Source organism: Methylomonas aurea, assembly GCF_024505045.1.
Classification (GTDB): Bacteria; Pseudomonadota; Gammaproteobacteria; order Methylococcales; family Methylomonadaceae; genus Methylomonas; species Methylomonas aurea.
In genome coordinates this window covers 1-18,754 of sequence record NZ_JANIBM010000009.1, presented here as the reverse complement: position 1 = coordinate 18,754, position 18,754 = coordinate 1, and the positions used below count along the sequence as shown (strand labels likewise).

The 18,754-nt window shown below is 55.8% G+C and carries 19 protein-coding genes; 10 read left to right on the top strand and 9 right to left on the bottom strand.

Annotated features, from left to right (window positions below; translation table 11 throughout):
• Positions 1-24: 24 nt before the first annotated feature.
• On the bottom strand, positions 25-2,697 hold the full coding sequence (gene aceE, locus NP603_RS09865) for a pyruvate dehydrogenase (acetyl-transferring), homodimeric type (protein WP_256610705.1): 2,673 nt from the start codon (positions 2,695-2,697) through the stop codon (positions 25-27).
• Positions 2,698-2,942: 245 nt separating this feature from the next.
• Here aceE and NP603_RS09860 point away from each other — a divergent pair, with 245 nt between their 5' ends.
• A complete protein-coding gene (locus tag NP603_RS09860; protein ID WP_256610704.1) occupies positions 2,943-3,530 on the top strand; it encodes a hypothetical protein in 588 nt (195 codons plus the stop codon).
• A gap of 70 nt (positions 3,531-3,600) precedes the next feature.
• On the opposite strand, the gene NP603_RS09855 is transcribed toward NP603_RS09860, so the two are convergent.
• A complete protein-coding gene (locus tag NP603_RS09855; protein ID WP_256610703.1) occupies positions 3,601-5,796 on the bottom strand; it encodes a retention module-containing protein in 2,196 nt (731 codons plus the stop codon).
• A gap of 96 nt (positions 5,797-5,892) precedes the next feature.
• On the bottom strand, positions 5,893-7,497 hold the full coding sequence (locus NP603_RS09850) for a protein adenylyltransferase SelO (RefSeq protein WP_256610702.1): 1,605 nt from the start codon (positions 7,495-7,497) through the stop codon (positions 5,893-5,895).
• A 109-nt stretch (positions 7,498-7,606) separates the two neighbouring features.
• Here NP603_RS09850 and bamE point away from each other — a divergent pair, with 109 nt between their 5' ends.
• Positions 7,607-7,951 (top strand): outer membrane protein assembly factor BamE domain-containing protein, encoded by a 345-nt coding sequence (bamE, locus tag NP603_RS09845; RefSeq protein ID WP_256610701.1) that lies wholly within the window; start codon positions 7,607-7,609, stop codon positions 7,949-7,951.
• A gap of 103 nt (positions 7,952-8,054) precedes the next feature.
• On the opposite strand, the gene NP603_RS09840 is transcribed toward bamE, so the two are convergent.
• On the bottom strand, positions 8,055-9,248 hold the full coding sequence (locus NP603_RS09840) for an MFS transporter (protein ID WP_256610700.1): 1,194 nt from the start codon (positions 9,246-9,248) through the stop codon (positions 8,055-8,057).
• A gap of 119 nt (positions 9,249-9,367) precedes the next feature.
• Between NP603_RS09840 and NP603_RS09835 the strand changes: the two genes are divergently transcribed.
• Positions 9,368-10,153: a dienelactone hydrolase family protein gene (locus NP603_RS09835; protein WP_256610699.1), complete on the top strand. Its 786-nt coding sequence runs from the start codon at positions 9,368-9,370 to the stop codon at positions 10,151-10,153.
• Positions 10,154-10,419: 266 nt separating this feature from the next.
• Here the strand turns inward: NP603_RS09835 and crp are convergent, their stop codons facing one another.
• On the bottom strand, positions 10,420-11,073 hold the full coding sequence (gene crp / locus NP603_RS09830) for a cAMP-activated global transcriptional regulator CRP (protein WP_140914360.1): 654 nt from the start codon (positions 11,071-11,073) through the stop codon (positions 10,420-10,422).
• 128 nt (positions 11,074-11,201) lie between these two features.
• On the opposite strand from crp, the gene NP603_RS09825 reads away from it, so the two are divergent.
• On the top strand, positions 11,202-11,621 hold the full coding sequence (locus tag NP603_RS09825; protein ID WP_256610698.1) for an OsmC family protein: 420 nt from the start codon (positions 11,202-11,204) through the stop codon (positions 11,619-11,621).
• Positions 11,622-11,625: 4 nt separating this feature from the next.
• Positions 11,626-12,405, top strand: coding sequence for an adenosylmethionine decarboxylase (gene speD, locus NP603_RS09820; RefSeq protein ID WP_256610697.1), 780 nt, complete (start codon positions 11,626-11,628; stop codon positions 12,403-12,405).
• A 59-nt stretch (positions 12,406-12,464) separates the two neighbouring features.
• Here the strand turns inward: speD and NP603_RS09815 are convergent, their stop codons facing one another.
• The 3 genes from NP603_RS09815 to apaG all read right to left on the bottom strand — a co-directional run bounded on the left by NP603_RS09815 (position 12,465) and on the right by apaG (position 14,063).
• On the bottom strand, positions 12,465-12,782 hold the full coding sequence (locus NP603_RS09815; RefSeq protein WP_256610696.1) for a hypothetical protein: 318 nt from the start codon (positions 12,780-12,782) through the stop codon (positions 12,465-12,467).
• 73 nt (positions 12,783-12,855) lie between these two features.
• Positions 12,856-13,686 carry a symmetrical bis(5'-nucleosyl)-tetraphosphatase gene (locus NP603_RS09810; RefSeq protein WP_256610695.1) on the bottom strand — a complete coding sequence of 277 codons (831 nt, stop codon included), beginning with the start codon at positions 13,684-13,686 and terminating at the stop codon, positions 12,856-12,858.
• Positions 13,686-14,063: a Co2+/Mg2+ efflux facilitator ApaG/CorD gene (gene apaG, locus NP603_RS09805; RefSeq protein ID WP_256610694.1), complete on the bottom strand. Its 378-nt coding sequence runs from the start codon at positions 14,061-14,063 to the stop codon at positions 13,686-13,688. Before apaG ends, NP603_RS09810 begins: the two co-directional genes overlap by 1 nt.
• Positions 14,064-14,130: 67 nt before the next feature.
• Between apaG and NP603_RS09800 the strand changes: the two genes are divergently transcribed.
• The 5 genes from NP603_RS09800 (at position 14,131) to NP603_RS09780 (ending at position 17,789) form a co-directional block, all read left to right on the top strand.
• Positions 14,131-14,640 carry an ankyrin repeat domain-containing protein gene (locus tag NP603_RS09800; protein ID WP_256610693.1) on the top strand — a complete coding sequence of 170 codons (510 nt, stop codon included), beginning with the start codon at positions 14,131-14,133 and terminating at the stop codon, positions 14,638-14,640.
• A gap of 14 nt (positions 14,641-14,654) precedes the next feature.
• On the top strand, positions 14,655-16,004 hold the full coding sequence (mpl, locus tag NP603_RS09795; RefSeq protein ID WP_256610806.1) for a UDP-N-acetylmuramate:L-alanyl-gamma-D-glutamyl-meso-diaminopimelate ligase: 1,350 nt from the start codon (positions 14,655-14,657) through the stop codon (positions 16,002-16,004).
• Positions 16,001-16,291 (top strand): Rdx family protein, encoded by a 291-nt coding sequence (locus tag NP603_RS09790; RefSeq protein ID WP_256610692.1) that lies wholly within the window; start codon positions 16,001-16,003, stop codon positions 16,289-16,291. The genes mpl and NP603_RS09790 overlap by 4 nt, the downstream gene beginning before the upstream one ends.
• Positions 16,292-16,531: 240 nt before the next feature.
• Positions 16,532-17,308 (top strand): N-acetylmuramidase domain-containing protein, encoded by a 777-nt coding sequence (locus tag NP603_RS09785; protein WP_256610691.1) that lies wholly within the window; start codon positions 16,532-16,534, stop codon positions 17,306-17,308.
• A 175-nt stretch (positions 17,309-17,483) separates the two neighbouring features.
• Complete coding sequence (locus NP603_RS09780) at positions 17,484-17,789, top strand: hypothetical protein (protein ID WP_256610689.1); 306 nt, start codon at positions 17,484-17,486, stop codon at positions 17,787-17,789.
• Positions 17,790-17,949: 160 nt separating this feature from the next.
• Here the strand turns inward: NP603_RS09780 and NP603_RS09775 are convergent, their stop codons facing one another.
• The gene (locus tag NP603_RS09775; RefSeq protein ID WP_256610687.1) at positions 17,950-18,315 is read right to left on the bottom strand and encodes a hypothetical protein; all 366 of its coding nucleotides are present in this window, start codon (positions 18,313-18,315) and stop codon (positions 17,950-17,952) included.
• Positions 18,316-18,754 lie beyond the last annotated feature (439 nt).

Genomic DNA, 18,754 nt, shown 5'->3' with positions numbered 1-18,754 from the left:
TATCGTTTTCCGTTAATTCAGCCGTTAAATCAACCAGGGAGCGGTGGCGTCGGGGTCAATGCCATATTTGGCAATCGCCACGTCGACTTTGGCGGCTTCGAACTCGCCGGCCTGCGCCAACGCGTGCAGCGCGGCGACGGTAACGTGGTAGCGGTCCACCTCGAAGAATTTGCGCAGATTGGCGCGAGTATCGGAACGGCCGAAACCGTCGGTGCCCAGAACAGTGTAGGGATTTTTCACCCAAGGCCGAATCTGTTCGGCAAAGGCGCGCATATAGTCGGTTGCAGCGATAACCGGGCCTTTGGCATCTTCCAGGCAACGTTCGACGTGAGTAACGCGCGGTTTTTCGGTTGGATGCATCCGGTTCCAGCGTTCGCAACTTTGGCCGTCGCGCGCCAGCTCGGTAAAGCTGGGGCAACTCCACAGATCCGCATCCACGCCCCAATCGTCGTGCAGCAACTGCGCGGCAAAAATCACTTCGATGAAAATGGTGCCGGAGCCCAACAATTGCACCTTAGGCTTATTACCTTTGTGGCCCTTTTTGAACAGATACATGCCTTTCAAAATGTCGGCTTCCGAGCCTTCGACCAACGCCGGTTGGTCGTAATTTTCATTCATCAACGTGATGTAATAGAAGATATCCTCTTGCTCTACGTACATCCGGCGCAAGCCATCGTGGATGATCACGGCCAGTTCGCAGGCGAAGGTCGGATCGTAGGAATAACAGTTGGGTACCGTGGCCGAAATCAAATGGCTATGGCCGTCTTCGTGCTGCAAGCCTTCGCCGTTCAGCGTGGTTCTGCCGGCGGTGCCGCCGAGCAGGAAGCCGCGAGTACGTTGGTCGGCCGCGGCCCAAATCAAGTCGGCAACGCGCTGGAAGCCGAACATCGAGTAGTAGATAAAGAACGGAATCATCGGCGTGCCGTGGGTGGAATAGGCCGTACCCGCCGCGATCCAGTCGCACAAACCACCGGCTTCGTTGATGCCTTCCTGCAACACCTGGCCGTGCTTGTCTTCCTTGTAGAACATCAATTGTTCGGCGTCTTGCGGCGTATATAGCTGGCCGACTTGAGACCAGATACCCAGTTGGCGGAACATGCCTTCCATACCGAATGTGCGGGATTCGTCCGGCACGATAGGCACGACGCGTTTGCCGATTTGTTTGTCCTTGACCAGAATGTTGAGGATGCGGACGAAAGCCATCGTCGTCGAGATTTCATGGCCCTCACCGGTGCCGTCCAGCAAGGCCTTGAACGCCGACAAGGCCGGGATTTCCAGCGAATAGGATTTTGCCCGCCGCGCCGGCAAATAACCACCCAAGTCGGCGCGGCGCTGGCGTAAGTATTTGAGTTCTTCGGAATCTTCGGCCAGACGGATGTAAGGCAGGTTGGGCAGGTCTTCGTCGCTGATGGGCAGCTGGTAACGATCGCGAATGGCCTTGATCGACTCCAGGCTCATCTTCTTCTGCTGGTGGCTGGTGTTTTGCGCCTGGCCGGAATCACCCATGCCGTAGCCTTTTATGGTCTTTGCCAAGATTACGGTAGGCTGACCTTTGTGGTTGGCTGCCGCATTGTAAGCAGCGAATACCTTAATCGGATCGTGGCCGCCGCGGTTCAATTCCCAAATGTCGCGGTCGGTGTAGTCCTTGACCAATTCTTTCAGTTCCGGGGTATTGAAGAAATGCTCGCGCACGTAAGCACCGTCCTTGGATTTGAAGGTTTGGTAGTCGCCGTCTACGCATTCCATCATGCGTTTGACGATCAAACCGTCCTTATCGCGTGCCAAAATCGCGTCCCAGCGCCGCCCCCAGATCACTTTGATCACGTTCCAATTGGCGCCGCGGAAATTGCTTTCCAATTCCTGGATAATCTTCCCGTTACCGCGCACCGGGCCGTCCAGTCGCTGCAGATTGCAGTTAATGACGAAGATCAGGTTGTCCAGCTTCTCCCGGCCGGCCATGCCGATCGCGCCCAGGGTTTCCGGTTCGTCGCATTCGCCGTCGCCAAGGAAGGCCCACACCTTGCGCCCTTCGGTATTGGCCATACCGCGATCCTGCATGTAGCGCATGAAGCGCGCTTGATAGATCGCCATGATCGGCCCTAAGCCCATCGATACGGTTGGGAATTGCCAAAAGTCGGGCATCAGCCAGGGGTGCGGATAGGAAGACAAACCGTTGCCGCCAACTTCCTGACGGAAGTTGTCCATCTGCTCCTCGCTAAGCCGACCGAGCAAAAAGGCTTGGGCGTAAGTTCCGGGCGCCGAATGGCCTTGCGAGAAAATCAAATCACCGCCGTGCTTGTCGGATGCGGCGTTCCAGAAATGGTTCTGGCCTACATCGTACAGAGTGATGGCGGAAGCAAAACTGGCGATGTGGCCGCCGACATTGGTGTGCTTATTGGCGCGTAACACCATCATCATCGCGTTCCAACGCACGTAAGACCGGATGGTGCGCTCGATATCGGTATTGCCGGGAAATTTGGGTTGCTTATCGACCGGAATCGTATTGATATAAGGCGTGTTAGCCGAAAACGGAATGTCCAACCCGGCTTGTCTGGCGGTACTGAGCAGTGTTTCGATCAGGTAACTGGCGCGTTCGCTGCCTTCCTTTTCGATCACCGCTTGCAGGGCTTCCATCCATTCTTGAGTTTCTGCAGGATCTATATCGTGTTTGGCGGCAATGTCGGTGTTGTTGGTCATTACGGAACCTAGAAAACATGGGAATAGCCTGAAAAGGATACCCGAAAAGGCAGGTTTCGGCATGTGTTTTTTGTACCCCGGCACTGCCGGCAACGGGCTTGAGTCGCGTATTTCCGAGTCGATCAGCAAACCGGCAAGACTTGTTTCCGCCGCCGATTTTTTGTCCGCGCAACCCCAAAGTACAGTGGATTCGCAAACCGGCATGCCTTAGAATTTGTGCCGGTCCCAACTTTAGGAAAATCGCGATGGGTAAAAGCTTAACAAAAGTGTTCACACTGCTGGCTCTGGCAACAACCGGCATGCAGGCAAACGCCGCTTTGCAGGAAGCGGTTTACACGTCGCCCATTTATTGGCAAACCGCCGACGGGGAAAGCTTCACGTTTACTATCGACAATGCGCCGTTGGCTGCACTGGCCGATGGCTTATTTTCTTTGCACGCGAGGGGCGATTACGGCCTTACCTCAACGACTGAGAGCATTTTCGTGCAGATTGAAGACGGTAACAGTGTCGCCGTGGATGTACTGTCGCAAGACGGCAATCTGGTCAATGCTCATGATACAAACGACCTGGTCGAATGGCGTTGGCAGATCGCTTTAAGTGGCGACGATTTAGTTAGCTGGACTCAAGACGGCCAAATTGTGGTTAATCTGGACTTGGCCAGCGTGGTCAATGCCAATCTGGTTGCGGGCGGCTTGACCGACCAGTTCCCGCCGTTCGTGCAAGCCAAGCTAAGCTACTTTACCAGCGCGGTACCGGTACCGGCAGCCGTTTGGTTATTCGGTAGTGGATTGCTTGGCCTATTTGGCTTTACGGTGCGCAAACGCGCAATTTAAAAACTCCAATCTGCCAGACACAGAAAACACGGCTCCGGCCGTGTTTTTTATTGCTCCAAGGTTTTGCAACTTAATGGGAAACGACGCTATCGGGATGATTTAGCGGCGCCAGTGTGTCAGTCAAATGGGACAATAACTGGTTACCTACCTGAACGTTAAAACTGCCCGATTTGCTGTCGCCGTCGCCATCCGTCGCCACAAAATCAAACGTCAACGGCAAAGTTTGCGTATTTGGAAAATTCGAGTACTTCAACCCGACCACTTCGAAACTGCCGTTTCTGACCTCGATCTTCAACGTGTCGTAACCACCGTCAACAACTATGGCCGGAGCGTCGCCCCCGCCCGCAGGCGCACTGTAGTTCACCGTCCTACTGCCCACTTCGGCTCCGTCGCGATACGCGGTCCATTTGAACGAATCGGCACTGCCGCCGACATTGATTTCGCTCAACCTGACGCCATTGACCAACTGCGGCGCGTCTATGCCGAAGTTGTTGACCGTACCGAACTTATAGGTAACGCTTTCGCCCCTGTCCATCACACCGTTGTTGACACCAACGTGCCCGTTGTCGAGCACGAGCGCCGCACCGGTAATCAGTAACGAATTACCAACCGCAATATTCCCGGAGGGACCAACCGCGGCCGCAGTAAAATTCAAGTCGATAATCGGCGCCGCAGGCAAATCCAGCATGCTCTGCAACGTCAAGGCATAGTCGCCGACACTGGCACCGTTATGCGTCGGCAGCAGCGTAAACACCTGGCGGTCTTCAACGCCGAATCCGGCCGGCCCATTGTCAACGTAGGCATACAATTCGTCCAAGCCGTCGTTGTTGGTGTCCAATACCGTAAACGATACACTGTCGAATAACGAGGTTAAACTTGCCGTAGGTTTTACCAAAGTGATGCCTCCGCTACCGCCAAACCCGTCGAAGCCAAGATCGTATTGAATCAATCCCGCTAAGCTCTCGCCCGCCGCGTCTTTCATTTCGGCATTATGCAATAGCTGGCCATTGCGACCGCCAACCGTCGGACCGTCGTCGAACACGCTGGCAGAAAATGTCGCATTCGCTACGGCACCGTTAGTGCCAGTCAATACCGCAGAAATATCGTATTGGATTGGCGTCGAAGCCGCGTCTGCCAGACCGGGGTGCGGCAATGCTGCTTTCAACTCAAACTCGTAGGTGCCGTCGGCATTGACCGTAATCCGGTAGGTACTGGCATCCAAAGTTTTGCTGGCAGCATCCCAGGTTGCTCCGGCAGCCGCCAAAGTCACGGAAACCGGGGCAGCACCATTGATTAACAACACTCCGCTGCCTGCAGGTTCGACCGACACAGCACCGGTCGCCGCCAATTTGCCGGTCGTTTCATCCACCGTGACACTCGTCGCAGCCACAGTTGGAACATAACTGACGCTGATCGTAGCTTGATTGGAAACCAAACCCAAGTTGTCCGTGCCCGTGTATTTGATCGGGGTCGGATTACCCAGGAAACCCGGCTCGGGCGTAAAAGTTACATTGCCGTTAGTCGGATTGACGCTCCAAACCCCTTGCCCGGCGACGACCAAAGGCAGGCCGGGGCCAGCCGTGCCGACGAATTGGATAGTCGAAGGTTCCGGAGCCGGGCCATCGGGGTCGAAGTCGTTACCGATTACGTTCAACAACACAGCGGGCGTCCCCGGAATTTGGCCAAAGATACTGTCATCCAGCGCCACCGGCGGCAGATTTCCGCCAGCAATAGGCTCTCCAGGAAGGGTTCCTGGGTTCAGCAACAATACCTCGGGAGCAATGTCGTTGAACGCGACGCTGGGGCCTGTAGTATCGAAACCGTTTGTGACCGGCGCAACCGGATTCAAATAATCGACGCTGACAGGGACGTGGCCTTCGTTACCGGCAACGCCGCCGCCAGCAGGGCCAGCACCCGGCGCACCGGCAGCGGTCGGATCGGCGATTTGAGTCGGATCGGCACCCGCCAGCAAGGCCGCTTGAATGTCTTCCGCCGAAGGTCCGGCCGGAGCCGTAGTCGGCGCAACGGTAGCGATCTCCTGGGACTGTTCTTGCAACACCGCCCCAAGCAACATGCTGTCGTTAGCGCCCATATCCACGCTGGAGCCGTCGGCCAACTCAATGACAATGCTGCTGCCAGCCGAGGTAGCCAGCAAATCGGTGTCGAACACTCTGTCGCCCGCTCGCAGTATACGTACGCCCCCATCGGCGGCCTTGGCGCTGACTGCGCCACTTACAGATTTCACGATACCGATTTGTTGAGCCATGCCTTGCTCCGGATAAATTCAGCTAGATGGAACAATAGTATGCCAGCCTGACAACTCAGTACAGTAACTGCCCCCAAAAACCGGGACTGGTACCGATTAAGAACTGCACGACAACATCGAACATCCCGCTCGCTGTTTGGCCCAATCCGGACGCTTCTCGGCGAAACGCTCGCGACCGGGTTGCTCGCTGTAAGGCTTGCGCAATGTGTCCAACAATTCCGTCACCAAGCCGAAATCGCCCTGCTCCGCCTGATCGATCGCCAATTGCGCCAGATAATTGCGCAGCACATATTTCGGATTCACCGCATTCATCCGCTGCCGACGCGCTGCACCATCGCTCCCATCGCTTCGGGAACGGTCGCTATAATGCCCAAACCAATCCAGCGCACGATCACGTATTCCTTCCGTCAGCGACGCATAACTGTTGCGCTCCAGCATCGTCAAGAAGCCGACTCCAGAACCGGCCAGATCGTAAGGATCGATGTCGGCCAGTTGCCGATAGAACAGTGTCATATCGGTTTCGGCACTTTGTAGCAGTTGTAACAAATCGCCAACCAGGGCCTGGTCTTTGTCCTGATCGAAACGGCTAAAACCCAGTTTGGCAGCCATCGTAGCGCGCCACTTCGCCTCGTAGGTTTCGCTGAACGCCGACAACGCTTGTTGCAAGGCTTCTGCACGCATCACCAACGGATAAATGGCGTTGGCGAGCTGGACCAGATTCCAGTAGGCGATTTTCGGTTGATTGCCGAAGCGGTAGCGACGCCCCTGGGCATCGGTCGTATTCGGCGTCCAGTCCGGATCGTAATTTTCCAACCAGCCGTATGGGCCGTAATCGATGGTCAAACCCAGAATGGACATATTGTCGGTGTTCATCACGCCGTGCACGAAACCGACCCGCTGCCAATGCACGACCATTTCGGCGGTGAGCCGGCAGACTTCCTCGAACCAACGCAGATACACCTTAGGACTCGGCTCGCCCAATTCCGGGAAGTCGTTGCGGATCGTGTAGTCGGCCAATTTCTTCAACGACTCCAAATCGTCGCGGGCGGTAAAAATCTGGAAATTGCCGAAACGGGTAAACGACGGCGCTACTCGACATACAATCGCTCCGGGCTCCAGTTGCGGATTACCGTCGTAGAACATGTCGCGCACCACGGTTTCGCCGGTCAACACCAGACTGAGCGCGCGGGTGGTCGGCACGCCCAAATGATGCATCGCCTCGCTACATAAAAACTCGCGGACAGACGAACGCAACACGGCCAGACCATCCGCGCTACGGGAATACGGAGTGGGGCCGGCTCCTTTCAATTGCAGGGTTCGGCGCAACCCGTCTGGACACACCACTTCGCCGAGGTTAATGGCACGGCCGTCGCCGAGCTGACCGGCCCAGTGGCCGAACTGGTGACCGCCGTAACACATCGCGAACGGCAGCATCCCGGCCGCCAGGCGGTTGCCGGCAAACACCTGACAGAAGTCGTGGGACAGGCAATCCTGATCCGAAATCCCCAACTCCGCCGCCACTTCCGGCGAATATGCCACCAAGCGCGGACTTTTCACCGGCGTTGGCTGCACCAATGAGTAACAGGCGCCGTAAACCTGACGGCGAAAATTATCGGTTTCGGTGTCGCCCGGCAATTCGCGGACGAAACGGTTATCGAATCTGAGACAATCGAGAGTGGAACTATCGGCGTGGGTGAGCATCTGGGCATCCGGATTCTGGCTAAAAAGTTTACGGGTGGCGACCGGAAACAGCTAAGATAAATCGTTAAACGCTAGTTTAGATCCATCAATTTTCCTGAAGGCAATGCTTATGAAAAACCATTTCGTCAAACTCAATCCGCGCACTTTAACGTTAACGTCGCTGTTGCTGGTTAGCGCTTTATCGACAACGCAATTGACCGGTTGTTTCACGGTCGGCCAGGAGTTTGCAGCAAATCACGTGCCGGAAATCAAAATCGGCCAAACCCGCAAACAGGATATTACCGAGCTGTTCGGCACACCTTGGCGCACCGGCATGGAAGACGGCAAACCGACCTGGACCTACGGTATTTACAAGTATGCCTTGTTCGGTGGCACCGATTCGCAGGACCTGCTGATCCGCTTCGACGCTCAAGGCATCGTCCGCTCCTACACGTTCAGCACCACCCGCAAATAGCCGAAAAATCGGCTTGCGTAACGCCTTGGCGCGCCGATTCTCGTTTTGCCGGCCCCTAGCGAGCGGCGGACGAGAATTGCCGCGGAACATCACCGGGAAGCAATTAGCGGCTGCCAATCCGACGCATAAATAACATCGCCAACGACAACAGGCTAAAGCCGGCGCCGGCATAAAATGTCGCCGCCGCGCCCAGGCGGTCCCACAACAAACCGGCTAGCGCGCTGGCCAAAAGCATCGCCACCCCGCTAACCAGATTGAAAAAGCCGAAGCCGGTACCGCGTAAATCCTCCGGCGCGGTATCGGCCACCATTTTCGCCAACAAGCCCTGTGTCATCCCCATATGCAACCCCCATAATCCGACTCCTGCCAACATCGCCTCCCAGCGGGCGCTAGAAGCTAAAATCAAATCGGCGCCGACCAACACAAGCAAGCCCCAGGCCAGCAAGGTGCGGTGCGGCATCCGGTCGGACAGGCGCCCGAAAGGGTAAGCTGTGGCCGAATAAACAACGTTCATTGCCACCATAACCAGCGGCACCCAAGCGATAGCTATGCCGCCCTGCTGCGCCCGCAGCACCAAAAACGCCTCGCTGAAGCGGGCCAGCGTAAATACCGCACCCACCATCACCACCCACCAGTATTCCCGGCCCAGGCGCCGCAAATTGCTGCGCCGGATCGGGTTGCCGCGTTTGGCCCGCGCCAAGTTGGCCGGCTCTGTGACGCCGAACAACAGCATGGCGACCGATAACACCCCGGGGATCACCGCCACCCAAAATACAGCTCGAAAATCGTTGGCCCAGGCCAGCATCAAGCCGACCGCCAACAGCGGCCCCAGGAAAGAGCCAATCGTGTCCAGCGATTGCCGCAAACCGAAAGCCGCACCGCGTATTTCGACCGGCGTCACATCGGCCACCAGCGCATCGCGCGGCGCTCCGCGTATTCCCTTGCCGACCCGATCCAACAAACGCGCACTCAACACCATGTCGATACTGGCGGCAAGCGCGAACAACGGCTTGGTCAACGCACCTAGGCTATAACCCAACAACGCCAAACTCTTGCGTTTGCCCAGATAATCGCTGAGCGTGCCGGAAAATACCTTGACGATGAGCGCGGTAGCCTCGGCCGCACCTTCGATCAAGCCGATACTAAGGCTGCTGGCGTGCAACACCGTCGCCATGAACAGCGGCAACAGGCTATGGATCATTTCCGAAGAAATATCCATCAACATGCTGACACAGCCCAAGGCCCAGACGCTGGCGGGTATTTGCCGCCACACCGGGCGCGAACCGCTAGGTTTCATAGGATCGCCTCCATGATGTTGCGCTGAACAAGACGTGCGTGCGCCGCCGCCCGCCAGCCGATTGACAATATCCGTTAGTGATGTAACCGTAACCGTTTTCACGCTAACAGGAGAGCTACATGATATCCCGCTTATTGTTTTTGGCTTTGTTTTTCAGTTCCGGGCTACAGGCCGCGCTGCGCGAAGAGAGCGTCAGCTACCAGGCCGGCGGCACTACATTCAAAGGTTATCTGGCCTGGGACGACGCCAAGGGCGCGAAACAACCGGGCGTGCTGGTCGTACACGAATGGTGGGGTTTGAACGACTACGCCAAACAGCGCGCGAAAATGTTGGCGGAACTGGGCTATACCGCCCTGGCGGTGGATATGTACGGCGACGGCAAATCCAGCGAACATGCGGCCGAGGCCTCGGCTTTCATGGCCAGCGTGGTCGAACGGGCCGGCGTTTCCGAACAGCGTTTTGCTGCAGCAGAGGCCTTTCTGAAACGTCAGCCCAGTGTCGATCCGAGCAAAATTGCCGCAATAGGTTACTGCTTCGGCGGCGCCACGGTATTGAATATGGCCAGACAGGGCGGCGATCTGGCCGCCGTGGTGAGCTTCCACGGCAATCTGGCGACCAAAACCCCGGCCCAACCCGGCAAAGTGAAAGCCAGAATTCTGGTGTTGAACGGTGCGGCGGACGAGTTCGTCAGCGCGGACAGCATTGCCGCGTTCGAAGCGGAAATGGCTCGAGCCGGCGCCGATTACCGTTTCGTCAACTATCCCGGCGTCCGCCACGGCTTCAGCAACCCGGACGCCGACCGACTGGGCAAGGCCAATAACCTACCGATCGCTTACGACTCCGAAGCCGACCGGCAATCGTGGGCGGCGATGCAGGACTTGTTTCGGAAGGTATTCGGAAAATAACGATCCGATTAGAAACCGGACTCCGGCTCAAGCCGGCACAAATGGAGTAGAGTCTTGAATTCGGCGATCGGCAGTGGTTGGCCGAACACATAGCCTTGAGGCGCCGCGCAGTGGCTGTTTTTCATAACGTATGTTGCGCGGCGGTTTCCACGCCTCCGAGGATCGCGCTGCCGCCAAAATGGCCGGCTCCCTTCACGACGGTTTTTTACCGGAACGGGATCGTTTTGGTCTAAACGGGTGACGACAGAGCTTAGCCCGAACAACTCTTATCGGGTGCCGAACACGACAATGGTCTTGCCGTGGGCGGTGATCAAACCTTTGTCTTCCAGCTCTTTCAACACCCGCCCGGCCATTTCACGCGAACAACCTACGATACGGCCGATTTCCTGGCGGGTGATATGCAATTGCATACCGTCGGGATGGGTGATCGCATCCGGTTCCTTGCACAAATCCAATAACGTCCGGGCAATGCGGCCTTCGACGTCCATGAACGCCAAGTCGCGATATTTGCGGCTGGTGATCAACAGCCGGGTGGAAAGTTGCTCGCCCAATACCGTCAAAATCTCCACGGCGTGATCGCGCAAATCGGTATTCAACAACAGCTTGAACCGCTCGTAGCCGATTTCTGCCATCTGGCATTTGGTCCGGGTTTTAACCGATACGCTACGGGTTTCGGCGTTTTTGAACACGCCGATCTCGCCGACGAAATCGTGCTTATTCAAATACGCCAGAATCAGTTCGCGCCCCTCTTCGTCCTCAACGCTTACACTTACCGAACCGTCGACAACGAACAACAATTTATCGCCGACGTCACCCGGGCGAACGATGGTTATTTTGGCCGGATAACTCCTAACGTGGCAGAAACGCAGAAAGGCATCCAGGGCGGCGGGAGATATTTTGTTTTGTTTAACAAAGCTCATAAGTTGTAATAATTTTGTGAACTAGTTTGAGTACTCTACCAAGGTGCAGTAGTTTTAGAAAAAAATCAAGACATTTGACAGGTTCGTTGTAAAATCCGCGCCAATTTTGTTTTTGGTTAGGATTGATTATGCAGGCAACGATTAAATGGGTCGACGGCCGGCTATTTGTCGGGGAATCCGGCAGCGGCCACACCGTCGTGATGGACGGGCCGCCGGACCACGGCGGCCGCAATCTCGGTGTGCGGCCGATGGAAATGCTGTTGCTGGGCATCGGCGGCTGCTCGTCGTTCGATGTGGTCGATATTCTGCAAAAGGGCAGGCACGACATCGTCCATTGCACGGCCGAGCTGACCGCGGAACGGGCCGATAGCGTGCCGGCGGTATTCACCAAAATCCATTTGCATTTCAAGGTGACCGGCAAGAATCTGCCGGCGGCGGCGGTGGAACGGGCGGTGAAACTATCGGCCGAGAAATACTGTTCCGCGTCTATCATGCTCGGCAAAGCGGGCGTGGAAATAAGTCATGATTTTGAAGTTATAGAGGGCTGACCGGTTGAGCAAGTTACAATTACACGGGTTTAACAACCTGACCAAATCGCTGAGTTTCAATATCTACGATGTGTGCTATGCGCCCAAAGAGCAGGAAAAAGCCTACATCGAATATATCGACGAAGCCTACAACGCCAAGCGTCTGACCCAGATTTTGAAAGACGTCGCCAACATCATCGGCGCCCAGATTCTGAACATCGCCCACCAGGACTACGATCCGCAGGGCGCCAGCGTAACGATGCTGATTTCCGAAGGTGCAGTGATTCCGGCCGGCATGAACTCCGAATCGCCAGGCCCCTTGCCCGACACGATTCTGGCCCACCTGGACAAAAGCCACATCACCGTGCATACCTATCCGGAAAGCCATCCGGACACCGATATCTGTACCTTCCGTGCCGACATCGACGTCTCGACCTGCGGCCAAATTTCGCCGTTGAAAGCGCTGAATTACCTGATCCACAGCTTCGAGTCCGACATCGTGATCATGGACTACCGGGTACGCGGTTTCACTCGCGATATTTCCGGCCAAAAGCATTACATCGACCACAAGATCAACTCGATCCAGAACTACATCGCCGAGAGCACCAAAGAGCTGTACCAAATGATCGACGTCAACGTCTATCAGGAGAACATCTTCCACACCAAAATGATGCTGAAGGAAACCGAGCTGGAAAATTACCTGTTCGAAAAGGAAAGCAACTTCAGCGACGACGAGAAGCAGGAAATCCAGGAAATGCTGCAGGACGAAATGGCGGAAATCTTCTACGGCCGCAATTTCTCTTAAACCGACAGCTCGAAAAAAGGCGGTAGCGGCATAATCGGTGCCGCTACCGCCTTTTTCGTTTAGCGGGCCGACTTTTGCGCGTCTTCCTGCATCCGCTCTTTGTGTTGCTTGCGCAATTCGTCCATTTTCCGCATCTGCTCCGGGTTTAACACCTGTTTGATGCGGCTGTGCGATTCTTCATGGATCGCCCGGAATTTCTCGTGCTGTTCCTTGAAAATCGTTTCCAGTTTGGATTTTTGCTCCGGCGTCAGTTGCAGCAATTGCGTCAAACTTTCCAGCTTGTGGTCGACCGGCTGGCCGTAATCGTTTTCGCCGGTATAAGCGAATGCCGTCAGCGGCATAGCCAAAAACATCGCGTACAGCCATCTGTTTTGCATTGTGGTATTTCCTATGGATTGGATGGAAAGGGCGGATTCCGCGAAAAACGGCCGCGGCAAGCGGGCCGGGAACTCAGTAAGCCAGCGGATCCTGTGCCGGGCGACAATCGATGCTGAAGCGTTGCGGCATATCATCGTCCAGGCGCAACGCGGTCAATTGGCCGCCCCACAGGCATCCGGTATCGATCGAATAACAGTTGTAGCCTTCGTAATAGCCCAAGGTCGACCAGTGGCCGAAAATGATCCGCAGCTCCCGGCTTTTCCGGCCCGGCACCTGGAACCAGGGCAACAAATGCGGTGGCTGCGTGCCCGGCGCACCTTTCTGGCCGAAATCCAGCTCGCCGGCGAGCGTGCAATAACGCAAGCGGGTAAAACAGTTGACCGCAAAGCGCAGCTTCTCGTTCTTCGGCAAATCGTCCCGCCAAAGCAGAGGTTTGTTGCCGTACATCGAGCGGAAAAAGCGTTCGTAATCCCCCCCCTGCATGGCTTGTTCGGTCTCGCGCGCCATCTGCTCGGTCGTAGCCGGGTCCCACTGCGGCGGCAGGCCGGCATGCAGCATGCAGAAATCGCCGTCGCGGTAAAACAAGCGCTGGTGGCGCAGCCAGTGAATCAGCTCGTCGCAATCCTCGGCCCGCAAAATAGCACCCAAGGTATCTTTTTTGCCGGCCTTGCTCAGCGACACCACGGTTGCGATCAGGTGCAAATCGTGGTTGCCCAGCACGGTAATCGCCGCATCGCCGAGGCCCTTGACGAAACGCAGCGTCTCCAGCGACTTGGGCCCGCGGTTGACCAGATCGCCAGCCAGCCACAACCGGTCGCGGCCAGGATCGAATGCTATCTGGTCCAGTAACCTGCGGAATTCATCGTAACAGCCCTGGATATCACCAATTGCATAAACCGCCATCAGTGCAGGGTTCGAGGGATCGACAACGTGAATTTAGGAATGGCTGCGTTGAAATTCTCGCCGGTATCGGCCTGCATCTGGTATTTGCCCTGCATCACGCCGACCGGAGTTTCGATCATCGCCGCGCTGGTGTAACGGAACGAATCGCCCGGATTCAGATGCGGATGCTCGCCGACCACGCCTTCGCCGTTGACTTCCTGGATCTTGCCGTTGGCATCGGTGATGAGCCAGTGCCGGGTCAGCAATTTGGCCGGCGTGGAACCGACGTTGGTAATCGTGACGGTGTAAGCGAACACGTAACGGTTCTGTTCCGGCGAGGATTGCGCCTCGACGTAGTAAGGTTGCGCTTCAACTAAAACTTTGTTTTTTTCGCTCATTGATGGATCATGTAAAACGGACTTTCGGTTATTTCAACCCAACTGGTAACCAAACGCAAGCAATCCCATGAACATCCGCAGATTTTGGGGCGCGGCCCTGCTGGCCCTGCCCTTGGCGGCGTTTGCCGAAGACGCCAAAGACCTGTTCGCCGCCGCGGCCGCCGGCAAAATCGAACGGGTCGAATCGTTATTGGCGCAAGGTCTGGATGCCAACGGCAAGATCGACCAAGATCGCACCGCGTTGATGGCGGCCAGCTTCAACGGCAACATCAGAATCGTCAAAACCCTGCTCGCTTACGGCGCCGATGTCAATCTGGCCGATAAACTCGGCTCGACCGCGCTAACGGATGCGGTAATGTTCGGCAACCCGGATCTGGTCGGCGTGTTGATCGCCGCCGGCGCCAACGTCAACGCGGCCGACGCCCAAGGCGTAAAAGTCCTCGACAAAGCCAAAAAACTGGGCCGCGACAACATCGTCAAATTATTGGAAGCGGCCGGCGCCAAAGTGCAGGAAGCCAAGGCCGAGGAAGTAGTCCCTGCCCCAACCGAAGCAAAATCCGAAGAACCGAAAAAATGACCCAACCCAAACCTGTGCATATCCACATCCTCGGCATTTGCGGCACTTTCATGGGCGGCCTGGCCCTGATCGCCCGCGAACTCGGCTACACCGTCAGCGGCTCCGACCAGAACGTCTACCCGCCGATGAGCACTCAGCTCGAACAACAAGGCATCAAGTTGATGAACGGCTATAAGGCCGAAAATCTGGACGTGAAACCCGACCTGGTCGTGGTCGGCAACGCGATGTCGCGCGGCAATCCGGAAGTGGAAGCGGTATTAAACTTGGGCCTGCCCTATATCTCCGGCCCGCAATGGTTGGCCGAACACGTGCTGCAACACAAATGGGCATTGGCCGTCGCGGGCACCCACGGCAAAACCACCACCACCAGCATGCTGAGCTGGATTCTGGAACACAACGGTTTCAAGCCCGGCTTTCTGATCGGCGGCATACCTTTGAACTTCGGCATTTCCGCCCGGCTGGGGGAATCGGATTTCTTCGTCATCGAGGCCGACGAATACGACTGCGCCTTTTTCGACAAACGCTCGAAATTCGTGCATTACCGGCCGCGCACCGCGATTCTGAACAACCTGGAATACGACCACGCCGACATCTTCGAAAATCTGGACGCAATCAAAAAGCAGTTCCACCATTTGGTCAGAACCGTCCCCGGTCAAGGCTTGATCATCGCCCCCGACTGCGAAAAACACGTCGCCGAAGTATTGGCGATGGGCTGCTGGAGCCCGGTGCAACTGACCGCGATCGATGCCCCGGCGCCGTGGCAAGCGCAATTGCTGGCCGCCGACGGCAGCCGTTTTGCGATCCATTTCGAAGGCCACAACCAAGGCACCGTGGAATGGGCGCTGACCGGCCGTCACAACGTCTACAACGCCTTGTCCGCCATCGCCGCCGCCCGCCATGTCGGCGTGGCCCCGGCCGACGCCATCGCCGCGTTGGCGCAATTCCAGAACGTCAAGCGCCGGATGGAAGTCATCGTCAAAAAAGCCGGCATCACGGTTTACGACGACTTCGCCCACCACCCGACCGCGATCCAAACCACGCTGGACGGTTTGCGCAAACAAGTCGGTAACGAAAAAATCCTGGCCATCGTCGAACCGCGCTCGAATACGATGCGCCTGGGTGTGCATACCCAATCCCTGGCCGAATCGTTGAGCCAGGCCGACCGCGCCATCATCTACCAACCCGACAATCTGGGCTGGGATTTGAGCCAATTGCTGAAATACGCCAATAACATCGAGATCTGCAACAGCCTGGATTCGATCGTGAACAAGATCCAAGCCGAAGCCGGCGGCATTTGCCACGTCCTATTGATGAGCAACGGCAGCTTCGGCGGCATCTACCAACGCCTGCGCGACAGTCTATGAGCCACCGCGTCGAAATCCGTTACTGCACCCAATGCCGCTGGCTGCTGCGCGCGGCCTGGATGGCGCAAGAGCTGTTGACGACCTTCGATAGCGAATTGAGCGAACTGGCGCTGCAACCCGGCACCGGCGGCATTTTCGAAGTGTCCGCCGACGGCGTGCTGGTCTGGTCGCGCAAGGAACGCGGCCGCTTCCCCGAAATTACCGAACTGAAACAGTTGGTCAGAGACGTGATCGCGCCGGAGCGGGATTTGGGCCATATCGACCGCAAGCCCTCGCCGCAATCTTGAGCGGGCTCTGCGAACACTGAACCGGCAGATCGCAAGCGGCGGTCCGACATGCTCCAGCGCAATTTCTGCCCATCCGGATCGTAACGATAACCCGCCGCGCCGCTCTGACAGGGCCGGCTTGTCGGCCGTATCCGGTTAGTAATTCCGGTTTGCAACGGGCTGTCCCGGCTCGGGGCGGTTAAATCGAACAGGGGGCGGGTCTGCTTCCGCCCGGCACAATCAACCAAGGGGGGGTACATCATGAATTTTCAAGGTCAAGGCCGTCCATTAAGCGGCGAAGGTATCGAGCAAGTGTGCAACACTTTGGGCGTTGCCCAGCCCGAGGTGTGGGCGGTGCTCAGCGTGGAAACGCGCGGCTTCGGTTTTTTGAAAGACCGGCGGCCGCAGATTCTGTTTGAACGGCATATTTTTCATAATCAAACCGATGGCCGGTTCGACAGCAGCGCCCCTGACATCAGCGACAGTAAAGCCGGCGGCTACATCGGCGGTGCGGCGGAATACGACCGCCTGCACAGAGCGCTCGGACTGGACCAAGCGGCGGCGCTGAGAAGCGCTTCCTGGGGCATTGGCCAGGTGATGGGTTTTAACTTCGAGGACGCCGGATTTGCCACTGTGGACGCCATGGTGGCCGCATTCGTTGCAGACGAGAACGCCCAGTTGCTGGCGATGGCCAATTTCATCAAAGCCAATGGCTTGGCCGGCGCGATGCAAAAGGGCAAATGGGATGCGTTCGCCCGCGGCTATAACGGCCCGAGCTTCGAAAAAAACCAATACGACACCCGACTGGCCGCGGCCCACGCCCAATACAAGGTGATGCTGCCGGATTTGGGCTTACGCACGGCGCAAGCGGCGCTGCTCTATCTCGGCTTTGACCCCGGCACAATCGACGGCGTCACCGGCAAACGCACCCGCTCGGCAATCACGGCGTATCAAGAAAAAACCGGCCTGCCGAAAACCGGCGAACTGGACACCGCAACGGAAAACACGCTGCTGAGCCAGGCGTTTCAGTCGGCGTAGGCCAGGCCGAGCATGACGTATGGGAACCTCTAAAAATTATCCGTTCGTGCGGAGTTTCGCGAAGCATGAACGTGTAATACCCTGATTTATAGGGGCTGCCGTTCGCACTGAGCGTATCGACGTGCAATTTTTAGCGGCTCCCGTAACGACTCAAGCCTGCCAAATCACGCTGAAGATGAATAACGGTACAGCGCCCCAACCGAACCGATACCGCACCTTATGCCGGTTTTTTCTGCTGGCGGCAGTACTGCCGAACCTATTGGAAATGCTGCTGATTTTCGGCGCGCCGCTACCATTCGGCTTTGTCGTTCTGGTAATGCTGTCGTTTTACTACCTACCGGTTGCGGCAATTTTCGGCGATGCCCTGTTTTTGACCGAAACGGTAGTGGCTCCGCACGGTATACCGGGCCTGTTAGCATCTTTTGCGGTGTACTCGGCTCCGTTTTTGGTTTGGCTGCTATTGCTGTCGCGGAAACGCTAACCCGGACCGTAGGGCGTTTTCGCAATAGCAAAACGCCGGGTGGTTTCGAGTTTTGGCGGATTGTCGCTACCGCTCCGAATCCGCCTTACGACACTCACCGTGCGATTCATCCGCCGTACGGCCGTGGATTGCTTGCCTTTCTGAGTTTTTCACCAGCCTGTTAAGGCCAAGCATTAGCTTCATTGCATGCGTTTCTAATAATTTTATCTCTAGGTTCGGAAAAAGTTGTCAAAATGCGAGATTTATTTTCAATAGGTTTTTCAGGGAGTTTCAAACCTTCCTTAATTATAGATTCAGTATTAAATCCGCCGATTAAGTGATAGCGAAAGTGAGGCAACTGTATATTGAATTCAGTTGCTATTCCTAAGATGGTTATTTCATCATTGTCTTTTCCGTAGTCAAATCCATACGCCTTAGAACTTCCTCCTCCAGGCATAAACCAGGTGCATACTAAATGTTTCTCCCCTGCCTTAATCTTCCCTCTAAGCGGTTTTACGACCTCTACTTGAATGATGGCAATGGACAATACCTCGCCAGAATCAGTTACATATCCATTTTCTATTATCTTATATCCTGACGTCTTCCCAAAAAAATGGTATCCGACTCAGGAACAATAGACGACCTAATTACTTCTAAAAAGTCATCATAATCAGCTTTCGCAACACAAGAGAAGAGCAAAACAATACTTATGAGTAAATAATAGTGTTTATTTAAAATTTTGTTCATACATCCCTCTATATTTTGCCTTTAATTGCTCACTTACATCATAGGCTTCATTGAATTGATCGGGCGTGAATTCTGGCTTCTTAAGCGCCTAGCAAAAAGTTAACGTGTATTTTGAGCCAAATCCCCGTCCAATTTCATCAATGGCGCTTTCAAGCTCATCGGGAGTAAACATTTTGAAGGGCAACCATTCATATTTCATTTTATGCCAGAGTAACTCGATGCGGTTTAGCTCAGGGCTA